24 protein-coding genes and 1 pseudogene are annotated in these 23643 nt (G+C 27.6%); 20 read left to right on the forward strand and 5 right to left on the reverse strand.

The annotated features are described in order from the left end of the window. Nucleotides 1–236 precede the first annotated feature (236 nt). Both istB and istA read right to left on the reverse strand, forming a co-directional pair. On the reverse strand, nt 237–995 hold the full coding sequence (gene istB / locus KQI77_RS08270) for an IS21-like element helper ATPase IstB (protein WP_216389976.1): 759 nt from the start codon (nt 993–995) through the stop codon (nt 237–239). Between the two features lie 7 nt (nt 996–1002). Continuing rightward, a complete protein-coding gene (gene istA, locus KQI77_RS08275) occupies nt 1003–2235 on the reverse strand; it encodes an IS21 family transposase (protein ID WP_216389977.1) in 1233 nt (410 codons plus the stop codon). A gap of 341 nt (nt 2236–2576) precedes the next feature. Here istA and KQI77_RS08280 point away from each other — a divergent pair. From KQI77_RS08280 to KQI77_RS08310, 7 genes and pseudogenes are all read left to right on the forward strand, one after another. Continuing rightward, a pseudogene (locus tag KQI77_RS08280) lies at nt 2577–2801 on the forward strand (integrase core domain-containing protein); the annotation flags it as partial. Between the two features lie 123 nt (nt 2802–2924). Beyond that, entirely contained in the window at nt 2925–3353 is a 429-nt protein-coding gene (locus KQI77_RS13005; RefSeq protein WP_253289399.1) for a GNAT family N-acetyltransferase, read from the forward strand. A 194-nt stretch (nt 3354–3547) separates the two neighbouring features. Beyond that, a complete protein-coding gene (locus tag KQI77_RS08290) occupies nt 3548–4213 on the forward strand; it encodes a hypothetical protein (protein ID WP_216389978.1) in 666 nt (221 codons plus the stop codon). A 400-nt stretch (nt 4214–4613) separates the two neighbouring features. Next, nucleotides 4614–5396 carry a DUF4037 domain-containing protein gene (locus tag KQI77_RS08295; protein WP_216389979.1) on the forward strand — a complete coding sequence of 261 codons (783 nt, stop codon included), beginning with the start codon at nt 4614–4616 and terminating at the stop codon, nt 5394–5396. Nucleotides 5397–5458: 62 nt separating this feature from the next. Then, complete coding sequence (locus tag KQI77_RS08300) at nt 5459–5995, forward strand: DUF6548 family protein (RefSeq protein ID WP_216389980.1); 537 nt, start codon at nt 5459–5461, stop codon at nt 5993–5995. A 91-nt stretch (nt 5996–6086) separates the two neighbouring features. Next, nucleotides 6087–7217, forward strand: coding sequence for a metallophosphoesterase (locus KQI77_RS08305; protein WP_216389981.1), 1131 nt, complete (start codon nt 6087–6089; stop codon nt 7215–7217). A gap of 29 nt (nt 7218–7246) precedes the next feature. Then, nucleotides 7247–8596, forward strand: a complete 1350-nt coding sequence (locus KQI77_RS08310) for an MATE family efflux transporter (RefSeq protein ID WP_216389982.1) — start codon at nt 7247–7249, stop codon at nt 8594–8596. Nucleotides 8597–8668: 72 nt separating this feature from the next. Here the strand turns inward: KQI77_RS08310 and KQI77_RS08315 are convergent, their stop codons facing one another. Genes KQI77_RS08315 through KQI77_RS08325 form a run of 3 tightly spaced genes read right to left on the reverse strand, consistent with a single transcriptional unit; the run spans nt 8669 to nt 11034 of the window. Next, on the reverse strand, nt 8669–8842 hold the full coding sequence (locus KQI77_RS08315; protein ID WP_216389983.1) for a hypothetical protein: 174 nt from the start codon (nt 8840–8842) through the stop codon (nt 8669–8671). 21 nt (nt 8843–8863) lie between these two features. Continuing rightward, on the reverse strand, nt 8864–10051 hold the full coding sequence (gltS, locus tag KQI77_RS08320) for a sodium/glutamate symporter (RefSeq protein WP_216389984.1): 1188 nt from the start codon (nt 10049–10051) through the stop codon (nt 8864–8866). 26 nt (nt 10052–10077) lie between these two features. Beyond that, nucleotides 10078–11034, reverse strand: coding sequence for a TAXI family TRAP transporter solute-binding subunit (locus KQI77_RS08325; protein ID WP_216389985.1), 957 nt, complete (start codon nt 11032–11034; stop codon nt 10078–10080). A gap of 360 nt (nt 11035–11394) precedes the next feature. On the opposite strand from KQI77_RS08325, the gene KQI77_RS08330 reads away from it, so the two are divergent. The 13 genes from KQI77_RS08330 (at nt 11395) to KQI77_RS08390 (ending at nt 23555) form a co-directional block, all read left to right on the forward strand. Continuing rightward, nucleotides 11395–11946, forward strand: coding sequence for an NUDIX domain-containing protein (locus KQI77_RS08330; RefSeq protein WP_216389986.1), 552 nt, complete (start codon nt 11395–11397; stop codon nt 11944–11946). A 91-nt stretch (nt 11947–12037) separates the two neighbouring features. Continuing rightward, nucleotides 12038–12508, forward strand: a complete 471-nt coding sequence (locus tag KQI77_RS08335) for an RNA polymerase sigma factor (RefSeq protein WP_301281682.1) — start codon at nt 12038–12040, stop codon at nt 12506–12508. An 18-nt stretch (nt 12509–12526) separates the two neighbouring features. Continuing rightward, nucleotides 12527–13519 (forward strand): zf-HC2 domain-containing protein, encoded by a 993-nt coding sequence (locus KQI77_RS08340; RefSeq protein ID WP_216389987.1) that lies wholly within the window; start codon nt 12527–12529, stop codon nt 13517–13519. Nucleotides 13520–13619: 100 nt separating this feature from the next. Next, a complete protein-coding gene (locus tag KQI77_RS08345; RefSeq protein WP_216389988.1) occupies nt 13620–14060 on the forward strand; it encodes a hypothetical protein in 441 nt (146 codons plus the stop codon). A gap of 174 nt (nt 14061–14234) precedes the next feature. Beyond that, nucleotides 14235–14711, forward strand: a complete 477-nt coding sequence (locus KQI77_RS08350) for a flavodoxin (RefSeq protein ID WP_367397292.1) — start codon at nt 14235–14237, stop codon at nt 14709–14711. Between the two features lie 40 nt (nt 14712–14751). Next, nucleotides 14752–15444, forward strand: coding sequence for a carboxymuconolactone decarboxylase family protein (locus tag KQI77_RS08355; RefSeq protein WP_216389990.1), 693 nt, complete (start codon nt 14752–14754; stop codon nt 15442–15444). 69 nt (nt 15445–15513) lie between these two features. Continuing rightward, nucleotides 15514–15927, forward strand: a complete 414-nt coding sequence (locus KQI77_RS08360; RefSeq protein ID WP_216389991.1) for an EamA family transporter — start codon at nt 15514–15516, stop codon at nt 15925–15927. A 29-nt stretch (nt 15928–15956) separates the two neighbouring features. Beyond that, on the forward strand, nt 15957–16769 hold the full coding sequence (locus KQI77_RS08365) for a carbon-nitrogen hydrolase family protein (RefSeq protein WP_216389992.1): 813 nt from the start codon (nt 15957–15959) through the stop codon (nt 16767–16769). Between the two features lie 249 nt (nt 16770–17018). After that, nucleotides 17019–17588 (forward strand): hypothetical protein, encoded by a 570-nt coding sequence (locus tag KQI77_RS08370; RefSeq protein WP_216389993.1) that lies wholly within the window; start codon nt 17019–17021, stop codon nt 17586–17588. Between the two features lie 42 nt (nt 17589–17630). Beyond that, nucleotides 17631–18413: a sirohydrochlorin cobaltochelatase gene (locus KQI77_RS08375; protein WP_216389994.1), complete on the forward strand. Its 783-nt coding sequence runs from the start codon at nt 17631–17633 to the stop codon at nt 18411–18413. 186 nt (nt 18414–18599) lie between these two features. Then, complete coding sequence (locus KQI77_RS08380) at nt 18600–19754, forward strand: FprA family A-type flavoprotein (protein WP_216389995.1); 1155 nt, start codon at nt 18600–18602, stop codon at nt 19752–19754. Between the two features lie 516 nt (nt 19755–20270). Further along, nucleotides 20271–20969: a response regulator transcription factor gene (locus KQI77_RS08385; RefSeq protein ID WP_216389996.1), complete on the forward strand. Its 699-nt coding sequence runs from the start codon at nt 20271–20273 to the stop codon at nt 20967–20969. Between the two features lie 18 nt (nt 20970–20987). Continuing rightward, nucleotides 20988–23555, forward strand: a complete 2568-nt coding sequence (locus tag KQI77_RS08390) for a sensor histidine kinase KdpD (protein ID WP_253289400.1) — start codon at nt 20988–20990, stop codon at nt 23553–23555. Nucleotides 23556–23643: the final 88 nt, after the last annotated feature.

Raw genomic sequence — 23643 nt, forward strand, 5'->3', positions numbered from 1 at the left:
AAATAACTCACAGACTTCTCTTGACTCAAAAGATGATAAAAATAATAAAAAAAATCCTAAAAACTGTGGATAACTTTACCGAAGCTGAACAATCACGTTTAAAATTAATATATAAGATTTAATAAATGTAAAAATGTGGTTACTAAATAAGTGAAATAGCAAGGTGTGCATGTCAACATCAAAATGAAATAAAATTCCAACATGGAAATGAATAAAAATTCTAATATTAATTTCTACTATTTATTGCTATTTTCTTGTTGAATTAATTCATATACATCTTTAGTTCTATATGATGGACCAACAATTTTGATTATATGAGAGTGATGTAATAGTCTGTCTAAAATAGCATTCGCTAACGTCATATCAGAAAATACATCGCCCCATTTACTAAATGGTTGATTAGTAGTAATTATAGTAGAATTATGTTCATATCGTTTAGTTATAAGTTGAAAGAATAGATTAGCACCCAACTTATCTATTGGTAAATATCCAATTTCATCTATGATTAGAAGTTTATATTTATTATAATGTTTTAACCTGGCTTCTAACCTATTTTCATTATAAGCTTTTCTAAGATTCTGTATTAAATCATGACAACTTATAAAATATGTTAAATAGCGTTTGCTAGCTGCTTCAACTCCGATAGCGGTAGCCAAGTGAGTCTTTCCTACACCAGGTGTTCCATAAAATAATATATTCTCTTTATTTTCAATAAATCTTAATGTACAAAGATCTTTAATCTCAGCTTTATTTACTGAAGGTTGAAAATCAAAATTAAAATCTTCTACCTTTTTTACAAAAGGGAATCCAGCTACAGTAATTTGGATTTTTGAAGCCATTTCATTTTTATATTCAATTTCTTTATCTGTTAAATGTATAAGAGCATCTAGAACTGAAATATTATCTTTCACCACAGTATCTAAATAAGCTGGTATGTAAGAATACATTTTTTCTAATTTTAGGGTTTCTAAATTATTTAATAACTTTGCATACATTGTCTAATCACTCTCCTAATAATATATCCATCATTGATATGTTTTCCTCTATAAACAAGTCTATATTCTCATCCGATAGATGGCTACAAGCATCTGATTTAAGGATTTCATGGAAATGACTTTTTTTATAATTATATCTTTTATCGCTAATTGAATGACAAACAATAAAATCTTTATTATAATAAATATTGATATTGCCGTCTGTTGTTTCGGTAATGTTTAACTTATAACCAATATATTTGGTTGGTACAGAGTATTTTTTACCTTTATAATTGACCATAGATTCTTTTGAAACTTTATATTCTTTTTCGCAGGAGATATATGAAAGCAATGAATCCAATGGGGGTATAGGTTTAAAATACTCTCTTTCTTTATCTAGTCTACTAACAGGTGATTCATTTATTGCTTGTGAAATTTCATTATTTATATTATGCATAAAATTATTCACAATAACTTCTAATTCATCATAATTTTCGAATTCGCCGTTATAAACGGCTAAGCGGTTTGTAAGATGTGCTAGAGATTCTACTTTTCCCTTAGTTTGTGGTCTATATGCTCTACATGCTATAGGTTTAAAGCCAGCATCATTAGCAAAATTTCTAAAAGTTTTATTAAATTCAACTTGTGAAAAGGTAGATTTACTTCTATCAATTACTGTTTTCATATTATCAAATAAAATTTCTTTTGGTATTCCGCCGAAGTAATTAAAAGCTGAGATCATACAGTTAAATAAAGTTTTTTGATTTCTATCCATAGTCAACTTTAAGTATTTCATTCTTGAATATCCCATTACCATTAAAAATATATTTACCTTAAATACTTCACCATTCTTACTAATCATAGTTAGATTTTCCTTCCAATCTACTTGAGCTTGTAATCCAGGTGAGGTTTCAAATCTTACTGTAGCTCTTTTAGTTTCTATACTTTTATGTTTATTAACAAATGCAGCTACTGTACTATATTTACCTTTATATCCTTTAGTTTGAATAAATTTATACACTCCCATGGCAGTGGCACCGTAATTATCAACTTTATCTATAATAATAGATTTATAATCATCTATAAGCGAAGTGTATACTCGTGAAGATTTCTTTGGTTTCAGTTCACCAGATTGAATCTTTAAATATCTATCTATTGTTCTTGGATCACAATTAAATCTTCTTGCTAATTCACTTTTATTCAATAGTTTCACATCCTCTCTTGAAAATTCCTTTAATTTATTCTCTATATCGTATCTCATAATTGTACCTATCCTTTCCATAAGATTAGTACAATTATATATTGAAATAATAAAACAAAAAAGTGCATTAATCCCTACATTTTTATGTTGGAACTTTTCTGCACTTTCATAATACCATTTACACAAGGTTGTTAGGTAATGGTATTAGTATAAAGTAGTGGACACATTAAATCAAACTAAGTAAAATATTATTTAGTTAAGAAAGGATGTGTCCATTATGAGAAAGGGCAAAAGATATGATTAAGATTATAAAGATATGATAGTAGATTTATTTAAATCAGGAGTGAGTGTATCTGAAAAATGATTTAAAAGAACTCTGTAAAAAATTCAATATAATACAATCATTTAGTAAAAAAGGTTGCCCATATGATAATGCTTGCATAGAATCTTTCCATTCATCAATAAAGAAAGAAGAAATTTATAGAAATAAATACCGAACCTTTGAAGAAGCTAATGTTGCTATTTTTAAGTATATTGAAGGTTGGTATAACAGGAGAAGACTATACTCTTCTATTAATTACATGACTCCAGAGCAATGTGAATTATTAGCTAGAATTACAGCATAAATAAAGTTTGACTTTTTATGTCCTAAATATTGACATAAGACCAATATAATAGTTATTAAATCTCTTAAAATAGGTGAAATCTCAATGGAAATTTGTGAAAAAGAAGAAAGGAGGTCTAATATAATGGAAATACGTGAAGCAACAAAAAATGATATAGATAGTATTGAAAAAATATATGAAAACATACATGATGAAGAAGAAAAAGGATTGACTACAATTGGTTGGATTCGAAATATATATCCAACCAGAAAAAATGCTGAAGACGGTTTGGAGCGAAAGGATTTATTCGTTATGGAAGATGAAGGAAAAATTGTAGCGACAGCTGTCATTAATCAAATCCAAGTTGATGAATATAAGTATGCATTAGGTTTGAATTATGCCAAGGAAATATTTGGTTCGGATAAGGTTTCGTTAGGTGTTTTTGAGAATAATGAATCAGCTTATTATTGTTATAAAGCAACAGGTTTTGAGGACGTATACCAAGATGTAATAGAAAAGTATACTGTAATGGGAGAAGAATGGAATTGCTTAGAATTGTCAATAAAATTATAAAGTAAGATTTACATCTCAATTATTTTTGTAGAGCACATGATATGTATATTAGGATATTATTTAAGTAGTAGCATTAATGTAAGTTTAACGTAATTACAAATAAAATTATTGCAAAGAAATTAATATTGATGTATATTATAATGATTTGAATATTAATGTTCAAGTGGTAGGCAGGGGAATAATGGAGGTGGATTATGTTAAGATATGTTGAAGACAAAAAGTTTATTGGTAAAATGAGAAGGAGATGCGGCAAGATAATGCAAGAGCTTTGCCATCAGTTGAAAGAAGATTGGGATATTGGATCTAATTTTTATATGGTGGGAAGTGGAGATAGAAATCTAATTATGCAGAATGGAAATCAGTCCATAGATTTAGATTATAATCTTGAAATTATTCGTTGTGGATATTCTAATTGTAGAGATATTAAAGAGAATGTTATGAATACATTAAATAAAATTTTAAGTAAGTATAATATAGCTACATGTAAGGATTCTACATCTGCAATAACTACTGAGAAGGTTCATTTTAAAAAAGGAAATAAGACAGAATTTTCTATAGATATTGCAATAGTACGTAGAGATAAAGATGATAGAATATATAGATTAATTCATAATAAGACTGGATTTGTAGCGTGTGATAAATATTATTGGGAACAGGCACCAAATTCTCATTATCTTAGAGAGAAGGTAAATGAGATTAAGAAATTTGGAATGTGGGAAGAAGTACGACAACAATATTGTGATATAAAAAATAGGTATCTTTGTTTTTATTGTAATAATCATACATCATTTATATGTTATATAGAAGCTGTTAATAACGTGTATAATAAACTACAGAGAAGAAGAATTGGATGTTATTAAGAAATTCTAATAGGTATATTATAAATATAAGATTGTATTATTAGAGCATCATTGCAAAATGGTGCTCTATTTTACTATTTAGGAAATTATATCTGTGGATAAGTATCTTAGATATAGTGTTTAAGTAGTGCTAGAGCATACTACATAAAGAGTAAAGAAAAATAGTGTTATAACCCAGAACCTCTTATAAGATTCTAAAAAATAGATGTATTCATAAGCTGTCTTGGAGATTTTTTTATGCTTAAAAATTTTAATATGAAAAGATAAAATGACATTATTACTAATAAAATAAGAAAGAGGAACAACAACTTGCTATAGAAAATATTGAATTATTAGTTAATTTATGTAAATATATAATAAAGGAAATTAAAATTGTAAGGAGTATTAGAGGTGATTAAAAATGTATTTTGAGAAGTTATGGAATGCATTTGCTGAGTTAGAAGAAGTGGAAGCAATTGCATTAGGAGGATCTAGAGCAGGAAATGATTTTGATGAAAAATCAGATTATGATTTATATATATATTGTACTAAGATTCCAAATGAAGAAAATAGAAAAAAGATTTTAGAGAAGTATTGTGAATATATGGAGATTGGAAATAGTTTCTGGGAACTAGAGGATGATTGCACATTAAAAGATGGAATAGATATTGATATCTTATATAGGAATATAGAAGATTTTTCAAATAAAGTTGCATCTGTAGTAGAAAAACATTATGCACACAATGGTTATACTACTTGTATGTGGCACAATTTGTTACACAGTTGTGTTTTATATGACAAAATAGGAAAATTTGAAATTATGAAAAATAGGTTTAAAGTTCCTTATCCTGAAGAGTTAAAAAGTAATATTATAAATCAGAATATGAGATTATTAACTGGTAATTTGCCTTCGTATGATACTCAGATAAAGAAAGCATTGAAACGTAAAGATTGGACAAGTGTAAACCATAGAACTGCTGCATTTCTAGAATCTTATTTAGATATTATTTTTGCAGTAAATAAATTAACTCATCCTGGAGAAAAACGTATGGTACAATATGCAAAAGAACATGCTAAAATTTTACCTGTTGATTTTGAGAATAATATTGATAAATTATTACAGAGTCTTTTTTCTAATCCTATAGAAGTAGAAAGAGCTTTACAAAATATTGTTGATAGACTTAAGGAGATAATTGCTGTATAATTTTTCTATTAGCTAGGGCTTGAACAATATTATTAATAGATATTTATAAGGGAGGTGTTTAAGTGCCTCAGAATTTAAACATAGATTTTTTTAATGAATATAAACGATTGGACAAGTTATGTTCTGATATATATAGTAAAAATAGTGGTGGAGTGACAAGTTATATCAATGATATGGAGCATATATCTTCATTAGGAAGGGTAAATATTCCAGAGTGGGATGATACATACAGTAAGCTTAAATCAGTGAGATATGTTAGGAATCAAATGGCACATGGGGAAGGTTCTTTTGAAGATTATGAATGTAATTATGAAGATGTAAAATGGCTTAGAGATTTTTATGAAAAGATAATGAATGTTTCAGATCCAATAGCAATATATAGAAAAAATATAAAATTAAAAAAACAAGTACAAAACAAAAATGTAGATTATAAGAATTATGATAAACCTACAAGAAGTATAGAAGCTAATAAATTATATGCTGGTTCAGACAAATCTAGAAGTAGAGTATCTTTGTTAGGTGTAATAATATTTTCTTTTATTGGTATGATTTTGGTGATGATAATGTTTTATATTTTTCTGGAATACTTTTTCAATTAATTGTATTTAGAAAAATAACTGTGTAAACTATATTTTATAAAGGATTAAATATATAAGAAGTAAAAAATCACAAAAGAGGAGAGAGGATAATATGATACTATGGATTTTAATTTTTGTAGCCATAGTTGTAGCATCTGTAGCTGGTTTCTTATATATAGGAAACAGAATAAGAAAATTTAAATTTATAGATAAATTTGCTAAAGGAAATAAAAATAAGGCAACACTTTTTAGTACTTTAATTATTGTAGGTGTTAGTGTAGTAATTTATCTATTATGGGGCATGATGAATGCTGTTGTATGTTTGTTACATTTGATTATCTTTTGGGGAATAATTGATTTTATTTTCTTCTTAATACGCAAATTAGGTAAGAAGACATTTAGAAGATATTATGTTGGGTTAATAGCAATTATTTTTACTATAGGTTATCTTAGTACAGGTTGGGTACTAGCACATCATGTTTGGAAAACTAATTATGTAATTAATACAGATAAACAAGTAGGTAATCTAAAAGTTGCATTAATTTCTGATTCACATGTAGGAGCTACATTTCATAGTGAAGGTTTTAAAAAACATTTAAAGGAAATTCAGAAGCAAAATCCTGATGTAGTACTTATTACAGGAGACTTTGTTGATGATGGAACTACAAAAGAAGATATGATTCAATGCTGTAAGGCACTTGGTAAAATGAAGTCAAAATATGGTGTATATTATGTATTTGGTAATCACGATAAAGGATATTATAGTCCAGAAAAGAGAGGATATAGTGGAGATGATCTGGCAGCAGAATTAAAATCTAATGGTGTTACAGTTCTTCAAGATGAAAATGTTCTTATAGATAACAGATTTTATATTATAGGTAGACAAGATAGATCAGAAGAAACAGACCGTAATGGTAGTAGAGCAAGTATGAAGAAGCTTACTAAAGGATTAGATAGTAGTAAATTCTCAATTGTTATGGATCACCAACCTGGTGATTATGATAATCAAGAAGAAGCTGGAGTAGATTTAGTCCTATCTGGACATACACATGGAGGTCAATTCTTTCCTTTTATGACATTACATAAATTAAATAAATTGGGTGGAAATGATTGTATTTATGGTTATGAAAAAAGAAAAAATACAAACTTTATAGTAACATCTGGAATCTCTGATTGGGAAATTAAATTCAAAACAGGCTGTAAGTCTGAGTACGTAATAATTGATATAAAGGGAGCAAAATAAGAATTATTAAGTAAAGGATATGAATTTTAATGCAGAGAAATTTAACAGAAGGTCCAATAACTAAGAATATTTTATTATTTGCATTACCTCTAATGGTCGGTAACTTATTGCAACAACTGTATAATATTGCCGATACGTGGGTAGTTGGAAGATTCTTAGGCGCTAATGCACTTGCAGCTGTAGGTTCTTCATATACATTTATGACATTTTTAACCTCAATATTTATTGGACTTTGTATGGGAAGTGGATCAGCAATTTCTATGCAATATGGAGAAGGCGATAGTAAAAAGGTTAGGCAAAGTGTCTTTATATCATTTGTTACTGTAGCTATAATCTCTATTATTTTAAATATTGTTGTATATTTATTTATGGATTTTATTTTAAAAACTATGCAAGTTCCAATTGAGATTCGCTCTATAATGAAACAATATCTTGAAGTAATATTTTTAGGGATTATAGCAATATTTCTATATAATTATTTTGCCAATTTACTTCGAGCTATAGGAAATTCTGTTGTACCTTTAGTTTTTTTAGCTATATCCTCAATAATTAATATTTTATTAGATATACTTTGCGTTCTGATTTTAAAATGGGGAGTAAGAGGAGCTGCAATAGCAACAGTATTCTCACAATATTTATCGGCTATAGGAATTATTATTTATACTTTTATAAGAGTTAAAGAAATTATTCCTAGAGGAAATGATATGAAGTGGGATAAACAAAATCTTTTTAGCATTTTAAATTTATCTATAATGACTAGTATTCAACAATCAATTATGAACTTTGGTATTCTTATGGTGCAAGGAATTGTTAATAGTTTTGGAACATCAATTATGGCTGCATTTGCTGCAGCTGTAAAAATAGATTCATTTGGGTATATGCCAGTTCAGGATTTTGGAAATGCCTTTTCAACATATGTTGCTCAGAATTATGGTGCAAAGAATGAAAAGAGAATTACTAAAGGAATAAAAAGTGGGGTAATCACAACATCAATTTTCTGTATAATCATAAGTGCTTTTGTAGTACTTTTGGCTAAACCACTAATGTGTATATTTATAAATTCTAAAGAAACTCAGATAATTTCAGAAGGAGTTAAATATTTGTCTATTGAAGGTTCATGCTATATAGGAATAGGAATATTATTCTTATTATATGGATATTATAGAGCCGTTAATAAACCTGTTATGTCTGTTATACTTACAATAATTTCGTTAGGTACAAGGGTAGCCCTTGCATATACTCTGTCATCTATTTCTACAATTGGTGTTGTAGGAATTTGGATATCAGTACCTATTGGTTGGGCCTTAGCAGATATAGTGGGAATAGCGTATTATTTTAAATCTGTATCACATGGTAGGACTCTTAGGCAAGTAAAGTAAGCACTAGAATAGTATTCTTATAACGCTAAACAAAATCGTCAAGGCAATTATAGAGCCTTGACGATTTTGTTTTTACTTCTTGATATGAATTTCAGGAATTGCAGTATCATAATTTACAGATGGTTTATTATCAGTATCTTTTTTATTTCCTTTTTTATGATTAGTGTGAATTTCAGGAATTGCAAGTTCATCAAATGTCATATCATAATTTTTTTTGTTTTTTGTTTTTGGTTTTTTACCTTTCATAAACAATACCCCCTAGAAGTTCTACAATAAATTAATAAAGAATGTAATTACTAAACTATTAATAAAATCTGCAAACAAACTTCCAATCAATGGAATGATTAAATAAGCCTTTACAGAAGGCACATATTTATCACATAAGGCTTGCATGTTAGCCATAGCGTTAGGAGTAGCACCCATACCAAAACCACAAGTACCTGCTGCTAAGACAGCAGCATCATAATCTCTTCCCATAACATTGAATATAACGAAATAAGTAAAAATAAAAATAAGTAAAACTTGAACAGCTAAAAGTATAATTAAAGGTAAAGCTAATTCAGCTAATTGCCATATCTTAAGAGTTATCATAGCCATTCCTAAGAATAGAGATAAGCATATACCTCCTAGGTCATTAATTTCTCCCATATGAATATCGAATTTGCCAGAATATTCACCAACATTTCTTATAAGCGCAGCTGCAATCATTGCACCTATATATATGGGAAATGTCAAACCTGTTTGTGTTAAGGCTTTAGAAAAAATTGTTCCTAAACCAACAGCAAGGATTAATTGAAATACTGCAGCAGCATACATATTTGTATGACGTTCATGTTTCTCTTCATCTTCTACAAGAATACTATCGTCCTCTGAGACAACAGTATTTAATAATTGTTTTTTCTCTATAAGTCTTCTACCTACAGGTCCACCTATTAAACTTCCAGCAATTAGACCAAAGGTAGCTGCAGCTGTACAAACTGTAGTAGCACCTTTTATATTAAGATCTTCTAATACTGGACCAAAAGCTCCTGCTGTTCCGTGTCCTCCTACCATAGGAATAGATCCTGTACATAAACCAACTAATGGATTAATACCAAGTAGATGCGATACTCCTACAGCAAGAAAGTTTTGTGCAACAATAAGAGTTATAACAAGTCCTAGAAATATAAATAAGGATTTACCACCACTTTTTAATACTTTAAGGTTGGCTTGGAATCCTACAGAAGTAAAGAAGAATACCATACATACTTCTTTAAGAGTATCATCAAAAGAAAATTCTGCAATTCCTGTACTGTAGCAAATACAAGTAAATATAGCAAATATTAAACCACCTATAACAGGCGCTGGAATACAGAATTTTTCCATGAAGTAAATTTTTTGTTTTATAAATTTTCCTAGCATCAATACAATTACTGCAATAGCTAGTGTTTGATACATATCTAATTGAATGTTCATGAATAAATCCTTTCTATGTTTTATTATTATGATGGTACATTAATGCTGTTTTCTTTGTAATATTCAATAGCGCCTGGGTGAAATGGAATATCAACACCTTGAACTGCATAATCTATATCTAATTGAAGATTACCAGAAATAGAATATTGAATATCTTGAGAATGTTTAAACAACATAGATGTTAGGTTATTTACAATATCATTAGGTAAATCATTACTTGCAAGAAGGACAGATTGAACGCTAATGGTTTTTATTGCTTCTGATTGACCAGTATAAGTATTAGCTGGAATAGTATATTCTTTATAGAAGTCATAAGAAGATGTTATTCTGTTTATACATTTTTCATCAATGCTAAGTAGTCGAATATCACATTGACGTGCTAATTCTTCTATAACAGTTGTTTGAACTCCTGCTGTACAGAATAATGCATCTATCTCGCCTGATTTTAATTTTTTGGCAGCATTTGTATAATTAAGATTAACTGTATTAACTATATCAGAAGATAAACCACTCATCTGAAGAATTAAATTAGCATTACGTTCAGTTCCAGATTCCTTTTCACCAATATTTATTGTTTTACCTTGTAAGTCGTCTAGTGAATTGATAGATGAATCTGCGCGAACAACAATCTGACAAGCTTCATTATATAATCCTGCCACTGCTTTATAACCACGATATTTATTATTGGTAAAGTTACCTGAACCATAATAAGCATCATGAATTAAATCTGCTTGTGCAATACACATATCAATATAACCTTCTGATAAAAGACGAATGTTAGCAGTAGAACCTGCTGTGGATTTAACTTCAAAGTTATAATCTTCATTTTCAGTAGATGCTAATTCAGTAAATGCACTAGCAAATGAATAGTACATTCCACCTAGTCCAGCAGCTCCCAATTTAATAGTTTTAGTGCCTATATTACAACCTATTATTATTAATGCTAATAACAAGCTTGTAATTGTATATAATTTTTTTTTCAAATTTAATTACCCCTTATTATTGAAAATTTTATATATCTATATCTGATAACTTAATAAATGATTTAATGGTGTTTATGTCATAATAATATATTCTTATAATGTAAACATAAACTAGATAAAGAAATGTTAGCGTGTTTCGACAAATTAATGTGTTCTTAACATTTATTTTACAACAAATGATTACTAAAGAAAACAAAAAATGAGAAAATACAAATAAATTTAAAAAATAACTTGTAAATAGTTTGCTTTCATATATTTATTTTGAACATAGAATTAATAGTGTGTAAAGGGGGAAGATAAAAGTATGATAAAATATTTTGTATAAAAAATAATAAAATTTACATAGGGGGATATTATATTATGGAAATATTAGATTTGTATACAAGAGATAGGATAAAGACAGGAAAGACAATGGTTAGAGGTGGAAAACAACCCGAAGATACTTATAGGTTAGTTGTGCATATTTGCATTTTTAATAAAGAAGGTAAGATGCTTATTCAACAGAGACAACCATTTAAGAGTGGATGGTCTAATATGTGGGATTTTTCTGCAGGTGGTAGTGCTATTACTGGAGAGAATAGTAGGGAAGCTGCAGAGAGAGAGGTAAAAGAGGAACTTGGAATCGACATATCTCTTGCAGATAACAGACCAGCTATGACTCTTAATTTTAGTTGTGGATTTGATGATATTTATTTATGTGAAAAAGATATAGATATAAATTCATTACAATTACAATATGAAGAAGTGCAAGATGCAAAGTGGGCAAGTATAAACGAAATATTAGAGATGATAGATGAAGAAACTTTTATTCCATATCATAAGAGTCTAGTAGAATTATTATTTGCTTTAAGAGGGAGTAGTACAGGTGCACATTCTAGAAGAGATAATAAATTACGATTAAGTGGTAAGTAAATTAATAAATCTAAAAAAAATAAAAAAAGTTTGTAACGAAATTCAGATTAGTGAGTCTAATAAGTGTAAAAGAAAAGAGGTGATAGGAAGTTTGAATAATAAGTTGGATATCGAGAAGCTCTACAAAACATACTATATGAAGATTTATTCTTATATTATGACAATAATTAAAGATGTAGTTGAAGCAGAAGAATTAACTCAAGAAACTTTTTATAAAGCAATAAAAAGTTCATATAGAGGAGATGCTAGTGAATTTACATGGTTATGTGCTATTGCAAAGAATGTTTGTTATGATTATCTGAAAAAATCTAATAAGCTAGAAAATTTAGATTCAGATATTTCTTCTGAAAATACTATAGAAAGTATGATCGTCAATAAGGAATCAACTTTGAGGATTCATATGGTTTTACACGAACTTTCAGAACCATATAAGGAAGTATTTAATTTGAGAATATTTGGAGAGCTTTCTTTCAAAGAGATAGGTCAGATATTTAATAAGTCAGAAAATTGGGCTAGAGTAACCTATCATCGAGCGAGACTAAAGATACAAGACAAGCTATGAGAAAGGATGTGTTATAAAATGAAATATACTTGTGAAGTTATTCAAGATTTATTACCTCTATATAAAGATGAGGTATGTAGTGATGAAAGTAAAAAAATAGTTGAAGAACATTTAAAAGAATGTAATGAATGTAGTAAGCTTATGAAACAATTAAATAATTATGAGGTGGATAACATACTTGAAAAAGAGAAAGAAAGTGTTTTAAAAACTCATGAGAAAAAAACAGTTAGAAAGACATATATGGTAGGTATGGTTACAGCAGGAATATTAACAATTCCCATAATTGTATGTTTAATATGTAATTTGGCAATAGGACATGCGCTTGATTGGTTTTTTATAGTATTAACAGCTATTTTAGTCACAGCTTCCATTATTGTTGTGCCTTTTATTGTGGATAAAAAGAAGTTACTGTGGACAATTCTTAGTTTTACAACATCATTAGTACTATTACTTTTAACTTGTTGTATTTATACTAAAGGAAAATGGTTCTTTGTAGCAAGTTCAGCTTGTATATTAGGAATATCGATTATTTTTTTACCTTATATTTTTAAGAACATAAATTTACCAAGAAGATTAAGTAATAATATAGGTCTTATTTCATTAGCATGGGATACTTTATGGTTATATTTATTATTAATTATGTGTGGAATTTTTAATAATGTAGGTTTACATTATTGGAGAGATTCAATGAGTATAACTACTTATTTAGTTATGTTAGTATGGATTATATTTTTAATAATAAGATATACTAGGGTTACACCTTTGTTTAAAACAGGTGTTATTATAAGTATAATAGGTATTTGGAGTGGATTATCAAATGATGTTATGAACTTATTACTAAGTACATCTAGTTGTGATGGATTAGGAAATGTAGATTTTTCACAAGGATTTTATTCAAATAATTCAGAGGTATTCAATGCAAATATTCTATGTAGCATTATAGTTATATCTTTAGTTGTTGGAATAATATTTATTATAGCTAGTATTATTTTTAAGAAAAAAAGAAAATAGTTATATGGTCATGAAATACAAGTGCATTCGCTAATATATGATTTTTTTGAAAAATATGGTATAATTGCAACTATAGATAATTCATAAGGAGCGGATAGTTTTGGATAGTATAATTGAACAAAAAAATAATCATAAGAAGTGTACTATTGAATGTACTGATTGGAATGATGGAATATTTGATGGATATATAGTAAATGAAGATAAGGAATTTTTTTATTATGTAATACCTGATAAAAAAGAAACTAAGATTGGAATGTTGGCAAAGAAATATATTACTGAGATTAAAGATAGTGATTCAAAGGATAAGGTTTCAGTAGATCTCCAGAAATATTCTACTTTAAACAAGGATTATTTTGTGGGAAAAAAAATATGTTTGTATTTAAATGAGAGAAGATTTTGGGATGGAATATTTGGAAAGGAAACTGAATATTTAGATGTTATAATAAGTGAATTTAAACATTGTAACATTATTATAAAAGCTTCAGGATTAATATCAGATATCGCTATTAAAATAAGTGATATTGTAAAAATAGAAATGTAATAAGATTTCGCGAATAAAATAAAAATACCTATAAGGCATATACTTTGATTTAATATAGGTATTAGACATTGTAAAAAATCGGCAATATAATGTAGGTATTAAGAAAGATACCTACTTTTTTTGTATAAAAAAATGAAATATTTAAATAATATATTATTATAGAAGGAGACGATTATTATGAAGAAACTTGTAGCTTATTTTTCAGCTAGCGGTGTTACTAAATCATTAGCAGAGAGGATTGCTAGTATTGCAGGAGCAGATATTTTTGAGATAAAACCAGAAGTACCATATACAAAGGCAGATCTTAATTGGATGGATAAAAAAAGCCGTAGCTCAGTAGAAATGAGTGATCCTACATCACGTCCTAAAATAGCAGAGAAATTAAATAATATGGATGAATATGATGTGGTATTTGTTGGTTTCCCTATATGGTGGTATGTAGCACCTACAATTATTAATACTTTTTTAGAGAGTTATGATTTCTCAGGCAAAAAAATTGTTCCATTTGCTACATCAGGTGGTAGCGGATTTGGCAAAACAGTAGATGTATTAAAACCTTTATGTTCAAAAAATACAGAATGGATGCAAGGAAAATTATTAAATAGAGCTTCTGATGAAGAGATAAAGAAGTGGGTAGAAAGTAGTTTATAATAAGTGCGAGACATTAATGTATAGAGGTGAATAATTAAAAATGAATAACTTATATGAAACAGATAAACAATTTATAGAAAGATTAAAGTATTTTGTAGATGAAGTAGAGAATGAAGAAAATCAACAATTAGATGATGAAACTAGATATTTAGCTGTTTTATCAGTGTTGATAGGAAGTCAAGGATTAGATGTATTTAAATATGTTTTAAAAGAAGCTTTAAATAAGAATGCTCTAAGTCCTATTATGGTAAAAGAGACAGTATATCAAGCAACTGCCTATATGGGAATAGGAAGAGCATTTCCATTTATAGAAGCTACTAACGATGTGTTACAAGAAATAGGTATAGAATTACCTCTATCAGAGCAAGGAACAACTACTATAGAAAATCGTAGAGAAAAAGGAACAGAGGCACAAGTAGATATATTTGGTGATAATATGAAAGATTTTTGGCAAAAGGGACATATTAATAGATGGCTTGCAGCTAATTGTTTTGGAGATTATTACACAAGAACAGGTCTTGATTATAAACAAAGAGAGATGATTACATTTTGTTTCCTAGCAGGTCAAGGAGGATGTGAACCTCAACTTGTAAGTCATGCTGCAGGAAATATGAATGTTGGTAATGACAAAGCATTTCTTATTAGAGTAGTAAGTCAATGTGTACCATATATAGGATATCCACGTAGTTTAAATGCTTTAAGTTGTATAGAGAAAGCTTCAGAAGGCAAGTAGATAATATGATATAATATTCTTGAACATAAATTCAATGTCATTAATAAATTGATAAGGAGAGGATGTTATATGTGGTTATTATTTGCAATTTTATCATCAATATTTGCTGCATTAACTTCTATACTTGCAAAGGTAGGAATTAATAATGTAAATTCTAATCTTGCGACTGCAATAAGAACTGTAGTTGTACTTGTTATGTCATGGGGAATGGTATTCCTTACTAATGCACAGACTGGAATAGCTAATATAAGTAAGAAGAGTTGGACTTTTTTAATTTTATCTGGAATTGCAACAGGTGCATCATGGTTGTTTTATTATAAAGCGTTACAGGTTGGAGATGTATCTAAGGTTGTGCCTATAGATAAGTTGAGTGTAGTTATTACTTTGTTATTAGCGTTTATATTCTTGCATGAACAATTTTCAACTAAATCAATTATAGGAGCTATATTTATTACTATTGGAACATTACTTATGATAAAATAAATAACAATATAATTGAAAGTGGGTATTATATGAAGATTGCAATGGCACAAATGTGTATGAGTACTAGTATGGAGGAGAATTATAAGAAGACTTTAGATATAATAGAAGAAGCACGAGATGCAGATATAATTTTTTTCCCTGAGATACAATTAACACCTTTTTTTCCACAGTATTTAGAAGAAGATTTACAAGAAATATTAGGAATAAATAAAGAAGAATTAAGTATTAGTTTACATAATGAAAAGATTAAAGTCTTTAGAGATAAATGCAAAAAATATAATTTGTGGATGTCTCCTAATCTATATATAAAGGATAATGATAAATATTATGATATGTCCCTTATGATAGATTCTAATGGAGGGGTTGTAGGAGTATCTAAGATGGTTCATGTATATCAAGCTAACAAGTTTTATGAACAAGATTATTATACTCCCTCTGAAGATGGATTTAAGGTATATGATACTCCTTTTGGCAAGATAGGAATAGTAATATGCTTTGATAGACATTTACCTGAAAGTATAAGGTCCTGCGCAAAGCAAGGGGCAGAATTAATTATAATTCCTACAGCAAATACTTTAGATGAACCTATGGAGATGTTTGAATGGGAAATAAGAGTGCAAGCATATCAAAATAATGTATTTATTGCTATGTGCAATCGTGTAGGAATTGAAGGTAGTATGAACTTTTCTGGTGAATCGATAGTTGTAGATAGTGAGGGTAATATTATATTTAAAGCAGATGGTAAAGAACAATTAATTATACAAGATATTAATTTATCAGAAGCTAAAGAAAGTAGAAAAAGAAGACCTTATATTAGTCTTATTAGACCAGATAGTTATTAATAAATAGCATAATTTCTAAATATAAAAAAATTAAGTTAGCTAAAGGTTATAATATTTAGCTAACTTTTTTGGTTCTATAGGTAATTATGTTAAATTCAAACCTGATAATTAAATTTATAAATTATGAAGCGAATAAAATATAATAAGATTACAATTGTAACATTTTTTTAAATATAAAAATAGTTTATAAAAAGATGATATAATCTAGGTAGTAAAATAATATACGAAAAAGGAATGGGTAAATAATTTATGAGAAAAAAAGTTACAGTTATATTATTTGTAAGTATGTTTTGTATGTTGATAGGTTTAGGATGTAATGACAATAAAGAGAAGACTAATAGTAATACTGATTATAATGACATAAAGCCAAGTGATAATGAAATAAATATAGAAAATACTGATAATGTTATTGATGAAAATGATGAAAAAAATATAGATTTAAAAGATTATTCGGATATATTAACAGAAGATTTAGGTGGAAATCTAGCTGAAACATTAGCAAAATTGTTATCATCAGAAGCTATTTATAATGAAGATGATATGTTGTTTCATATTGAAGGTGATAAGCTACAAGTTGGAGCATCAACTATTGGTGATGGATATTTTGTATGGCTATACGAACCTATAGAAGGATTTAAGATATATGGAATTGAACCTGGTATATCAATAGATGAAGCAAATAATATATTGAATGCTCAAGGGATTACTAAAGGAGAATATGATAATTATAATATAGATGATAGAAAATATATTACTTTGGATATAGAAGATGATGGAACAATAAAAAAGGTGTCGTTTTGCAATTATCTAGGTAAATAGATTGTATAAAGTAAAAACATAATACAGGATAGGAAGATGAAGTTGAAGAAAAAAGCTATTTTGGTAGTAAGTGTTGGAACTACTTCTGTTGAGGATAATGGTATAAAAATAATAGATAGTATAGAAGAAGATATACAAGTAGCTTATTCTGATTATATAATATATAGGGCTTTTACTAGCAAGTTTATAATTGATAGGTTAAAAAAGAACTATAATTATATAGTTGATACAATAGATGAAGCTATGAATAGGATTATAAGAGATAAGGTAGTTGATTTAATTATTCAACCAACTCATATTATTAATGGTGTTGAAAATGATATTATGATTAATACAGTTAATAAATATAAGGATCATTTTAAAAGTTTATATATAGGAAAGCCATTATTAGATTCCCATGAAGATTATAATGTTTTTATTGATAATATTATTAAGGAATTACCAGATACTTCTGATGGAGAAGCTATATTTTTAATAGCACATGGAACTGATCATGTTGCAGATTCTTGTTATTTAGATATTAATAATATTATTTATAAAAGAGGATATAATATACATATAGGTACTATAAAAGGAAACTTATCAATTAATAATTCATTAGAAATAATTAGAGAATGTAATTACAAGAAAATATATTTAACACCACTTATGATTGTATCAGGCAGACATGCTTATAATGATATATTTAAACATAATAATCATTCGTGGAGAGCTATTTTGGAAGAAAATGGCTATACCGTACAGAATATAGATATAGGTTTAGGGAGTTATTCATTTGTCAGAAGAATGTTTGTAGAGCATATAGATACAGTAATTTCAAGATAGATTAAGGATTAGTTGGTTTAACCATATAGTAACTAATCCTTTTGTGCTATTTGAACTTATACAAAAGGAATAAATAATAAGAAATGTTAATGGATAATCTTTATTAATAAGTAAAAGTATGTTATTATATAAATATAAATTAATAATATGGAAAATTAAGTGGTGTTTAGGAGGATATTAAGAAATATGAAGAATATAACTAACGATATTATCTATGTAGGAGTAAACGATCATAAAGTAGATTTATTTGAAGGTCAATATAAGGTACCTAATGGAATGTGCTATAATTCTTATATAGTTTTAGATGAAAAAATAACTGTTTTTGATACAGTGGATGTTAACTTTAAGGAAGAATGGCTTGAGAATATCAAGGAAGTCCTAGGAGATAAGGTACCAGATTACCTTGTAGTTCAACATATGGAACCTGATCATTCAGCAAATATATTTAATTTTACACAAGTATATCCAGATACTAAGATAGTTGCAAATGTTAAAACATTTGCTATGATGAAACAATTTTTTGGAACAGATTTTTTAGATAAACAAGTAATTGTTAAGGATGGAGAAACTCTATGTACTGGTAGACATACTTTTACATTTGTATTTGCACCAATGGTTCATTGGCCAGAAGTAATGGTAACATATGATAGTTTAGATAAAGTATTATTTTCTGCTGATGGATTTGGTAAGTTTGGCGCATTAGATAGAGAAGAAGAATGGGCAGATGAAGCTAGAAGGTATTATATAGGTATAGTTGGTAAGTATGGTAAACAAGTTCAAGCACTTTTAAAGAAAGCAGCTAATCTAGACATTCAGATTATATGTCCTCTTCATGGACCTGTACTTACTGAGAATTTAGGATATTATATTAACTTATATGATATATGGTCATCATACTCAGTAGAAGAGGAAGGAATAGTTATTGCATATTCTTCAGTTTATGGAAACACTAAAAAAGCAGTAGAGTTATTAGAAGCAGAGTTAGAAAAGCTAGGATGTAAGAATGTTTATGCTTATGACCTTGCTAGATGTGATATGTCTAAGGCAGTTTCTGATGCATTTAAGTATAGTAAGTTAGTGCTTGCATCATTAACTTATAATGGCGATGTATTTCCATTCATGAGAGAATTTATAGATCATCTTACTGAAAGAAGCTATCAGAATCGTACAGTAGGATTAATAGAAAATGGATCATGGGCTCCTACAGCAGCTAGAGTTATGAAAAATAAATTTGAAAAGAGTATAAATATAACCTTTACTGATACAACTGTAACTATTAAGTCTGCAGTTGATGAAACAGCAAAAGATAACATAGTCAAATTAGCCCAAGAGCTTATTTAATAAAAATTCAATGTTATTTGGTTTGATTAATATAATATTATATTTATTAATTAGTAGCAATATTATATGTTCTAAGTAAATAATATAATATCATTAAGTATTTACTAATATAATAAAAAAGAGTAAAGATCCCTAAATACTATAAACTTGCTAAAGTTCAGACAGTATAGTATTTTTAACGGGATCTTTATTTTTTTATTATAAGAAATACTAAATTTTATTATAGATAATTTACTTAAAGCAATAATACAGATACATTAAAAAGCAGCATAACGCTTGAATAATTAATGCAGAAGTGATTTGATGTAACAAAGCATTTTTGCTAAGATAAAAATAATGATGTTGATAATAGATAAAGTGGTATAAAGAGTTTGTTTAAATAAAATTGAGCATACACTTTGAAAAATCAATATCATTTTAATTTATCTTCATAAATTCTTAAGATTATTTTTACGCAGTTCTTAATGTGAGCTTGATAAGCTATATTTAGCATTAAGATAAGAAGGGAGAGGCTTAATGTACAATATATTAGTATGTGACGATGATAGAGAGATTGTGGAAGCTATAGAAATATATTTAGTTTCCGAAGGGTACAATGTACTAAAAGCTTATAATGGGGAAGAAGCTTTAAACATAATAAATAAGAATGAGATACATCTACTTCTTATAGATATTATGATGCCAAAGCTTGATGGAATTCATGCTACTCTAGATATAAGAAAAAATAGTAATATTCCAATAATAATATTATCTGCAAAGTCTGAGGATAATGATAAAGTATTAGGACTTAATGTGGGGGCTGATGATTATATAACTAAACCTTTTAGTTCAGTAGAACTTTTAGCTAGAGTTAAATCACAACTTCGTAGGTATACTAAATTAGGAAATATTGCAAAAAAGGATGATGACTTATTGGTAAATGGAGGTCTAGTAATAGATGATTCTAAAAAACTAGTTCAAGTAGATGGAATAGACATAAAGGTTACCCCAATAGAATATGAAATCCTTTTATTTTTAATTAAAAATAAGGGACTTGTTTTTAGTACAAATCAAATATATGAACGTATATGGAATGAGGAAGCAATTGCTTCAGATAATATAGTTGCAGTCCATATAAGACATATTAGAGAAAAGATAGAAATTAATCCTAAAGAACCTAGATACATAAAAGTAGTATGGGGACAAGGATATAAGATGGAAGATCTAAAGAAATAATTATTAGGAAGTGATTTTATGAAGATAAAGAAGATAATATTAAAAGCAACATTATTTTTGTGCATATGGATATTAGCTATATCATTTTTCATAGGTATTATTCAGAATTATTCTTTTGATGCTGCAGATAAGAATGTTAGCACATATGAAGAATCTAATTATTTTAAAGAAAATTATTTATCAGATAAATTAGATACATTGAATGATTTGTATAGCTACAAAGGAAAATTAGACTCTTATGATAAGAATAAAGTTAAATTTACATTAATTAATTATGCAGATAATAGTAGAGAAGATATATCTTTTAATAAATTGAAAAGTGAATATAAAGATGAATATGATTCAATAGATATATATGATAATTCAATAAGTGGGCAAGAAAAGTTAATGAAATTATTTAGTGATTCAGAAATATTAGCTGTACCTACAAGAGAGTATCTTTCAATATTTTATAAATATGCAGAGAAGAATAAAAAGAAAATAAGTAAAGATAAAGAAGAAGATAAAGGATATAATGAAATTGAGTATTATTACGGAGAAGTAGACGATAATGATACAGAACAACAATATGGAATAATAAATGAAGAGATTTCAGAAGATGCTATGATATTCATGAAAAATGATAAGGTACTTGTATATTCTGATGACGAAGATCTATATTACAATAGTTATGTTGGCTGGCTAGATAGTAGTGATATAGATGATTCTAAGTATATCTATATACCTATGTCATATATAGATAATTCATCAACTGAAGAGAATAAGGAACAATCTATTTTAATAGCACCGTTTTTAACTTCATTAGATAATTTATTTGAATGTGAATTTAAAGAGTATTTTGAGAATAAAGAATATTATGATAATTGTAATAGAATGTTAAATGCTAAAAGTACCAGCTTTAGATATGCTATATATGATGAAAGTGGTAAGTTAGAAATAACTAATGATGAAAATATAGACTTTAATGATTGCATAATAAGTACTGAATATGATACAAGTAGTAAGTCTGATTCTAAGAATTTACTTAATAGTGAATGCAAGAAGAATCTTAAAAATATTGATAAGGGTAAAAAGATTGTTATAGGTGTAATAAAAACTGATGAGAATTTAGATTATGATTACAATATTAATTTACAAAGAAAATTATTTCCGTTATATAAGTATTCATCAACTGCAAGGATAATATTCTTTGTGGATATATTAGTTATTATAGGAATTACGGCATATATCATAAAGAATGAGTTAAAGGTTGATAAGATATACAAGAGAGATAAGCTTCCTATAGAGATAGGATTAGTATTATCAGTAATAAGCATAGTAATATTGGTTGCTCTAGTAGTTAATTCATTAGATTATTATCAGAGGGGACTATCAGAATGTAGCATATTGATGATAGGTACTTCATTATATACAATTCCTTGTTATATTTTTAATATGGAATGTTTGATGAGTTTAATTAGAAGAATTAAGAATCATAAGATTATTGATACTGCAATTATTGTTAAATTATATAGAGTTTTAAAGAGAAGTATTATATATATATGGCAGAATAGAAGCACAAGTAGTAAGAAGATAATAAAACTCATAATTTATAGCATAATTAATATGTTCTGTGTGTTGTTAATTATTATTGGGTTGTCCAATTTAGATACAGATGGCTGGGCGCTATTATTAGTTTTTATAGGATTAATAGCAATAATTGCATTTAATATATATGTGTTTAAAATAATAGTTGATGACACCAAGAATATGGAAAAGATATTAACTGTAGCGAAGGCTATATCAGGTGGAAACTTAGAGGCGAAGGTAAATGTAGATGAGTTATATGATGATAGGAAGGAATTAGGTGAAAGAATTAATTCTATAGGTGATGGATTACAGAAAGCAGTAGAAACAAGTATTAAGGATGAAAGAATGAAATCTGAACTTATTACTAATGTATCTCATGATATTAAGACTCCATTAACATCAATAATTAATTATATAGATCTTATTAAGAGAGAAGATATACAAGATGAAAAACTTCAAGAATATCTAAAGGTATTAGATATGAAATCACAGAGATTAAAACAATTAACAGAAGATCTTGTTGAAGCTTCGAAGGCTAGTACAGGAAATATAGAATTAGAAAAAGTTCCACTTAATATAAAGGAATTAATAACTCAATCAGTAGCAGAGTTTAGTGAAAAGTTTGAGAGTAGGAAGCTTAATTTTATAGCTAATATATCTGAAGATAATCTAGTGATATATGCTGATGGAAGAAGATGCTTTAGAATAATAGAGAATCTATTACAAAATATATATAAATATGCAATGGAGAAATCAAGAGTATATTTAGATGTATATAAGGAAGATGACAATATAGTTATATCTCTTAAAAATATGTCTGAAATGCCTCTCAATATAGATAGTAATGAGCTTACTGAGAGGTTTGTTAGAGGAGATGTTTCTAGAACAACTGAAGGAAGTGGATTAGGATTATCTATAGCGAAGAATTTAGTAAAACTTCAAGGCGGAGAATTCAAAGTTGTTATAGATGGAGACTTATTCAAGGTAATAATTAAATTTAAAGAATATAAACATTAATTACAATATAATTAGTGCTTGTATAAAAAAATAAATCATTATAGAAATGTTTTAAGACCACCACATTTCTTATAATGGTTTATTTTTG

This window comes from Clostridium sp. MSJ-8 (assembly GCF_018918325.1).
Classification (GTDB): Bacteria; Bacillota; Clostridia; order Clostridiales; family Clostridiaceae; genus Clostridium.

Coding starts and splice junctions, on each gene's coding strand:
- KQI77_RS08385 (WP_216389996.1), top strand. CDS start 20,271: ATGTACAATATATTAGTATGTGACGATGATAGAGAGATTGTGGAAGCT.
- KQI77_RS08340 (WP_216389987.1), top strand. CDS start 12,527: ATGAAATATACTTGTGAAGTTATTCAAGATTTATTACCTCTATATAAA.
- KQI77_RS08380 (WP_216389995.1), top strand. CDS start 18,600: ATGAAGAATATAACTAACGATATTATCTATGTAGGAGTAAACGATCAT.
- KQI77_RS08365 (WP_216389992.1), top strand. CDS start 15,957: ATGAAGATTGCAATGGCACAAATGTGTATGAGTACTAGTATGGAGGAG.
- KQI77_RS13005 (WP_253289399.1), top strand. CDS start 2,925: ATGGAAATACGTGAAGCAACAAAAAATGATATAGATAGTATTGAAAAA.
- KQI77_RS08305 (WP_216389981.1), top strand. CDS start 6,087: ATGATACTATGGATTTTAATTTTTGTAGCCATAGTTGTAGCATCTGTA.
- gltS (WP_216389984.1), bottom strand. CDS start 10,051: ATGAACATTCAATTAGATATGTATCAAACACTAGCTATTGCAGTAATT.
- istB (WP_216389976.1), bottom strand. CDS start 995: ATGTATGCAAAGTTATTAAATAATTTAGAAACCCTAAAATTAGAAAAA.
- KQI77_RS08310 (WP_216389982.1), top strand. CDS start 7,247: ATGCAGAGAAATTTAACAGAAGGTCCAATAACTAAGAATATTTTATTA.
- KQI77_RS08330 (WP_216389986.1), top strand. CDS start 11,395: ATGGAAATATTAGATTTGTATACAAGAGATAGGATAAAGACAGGAAAG.
- KQI77_RS08355 (WP_216389990.1), top strand. CDS start 14,752: ATGAATAACTTATATGAAACAGATAAACAATTTATAGAAAGATTAAAG.
- KQI77_RS08290 (WP_216389978.1), top strand. CDS start 3,548: ATGTTAAGATATGTTGAAGACAAAAAGTTTATTGGTAAAATGAGAAGG.
- KQI77_RS08370 (WP_216389993.1), top strand. CDS start 17,019: ATGAGAAAAAAAGTTACAGTTATATTATTTGTAAGTATGTTTTGTATG.
- istA (WP_216389977.1), bottom strand. CDS start 2,235: ATGAGATACGATATAGAGAATAAATTAAAGGAATTTTCAAGAGAGGAT.
- KQI77_RS08360 (WP_216389991.1), top strand. CDS start 15,514: ATGTGGTTATTATTTGCAATTTTATCATCAATATTTGCTGCATTAACT.
- KQI77_RS08315 (WP_216389983.1), bottom strand. CDS start 8,842: ATGAAAGGTAAAAAACCAAAAACAAAAAACAAAAAAAATTATGATATG.
- KQI77_RS08390 (WP_253289400.1), top strand. CDS start 20,988: ATGAAGATAAAGAAGATAATATTAAAAGCAACATTATTTTTGTGCATA.
- KQI77_RS08295 (WP_216389979.1), top strand. CDS start 4,614: ATGTATTTTGAGAAGTTATGGAATGCATTTGCTGAGTTAGAAGAAGTG.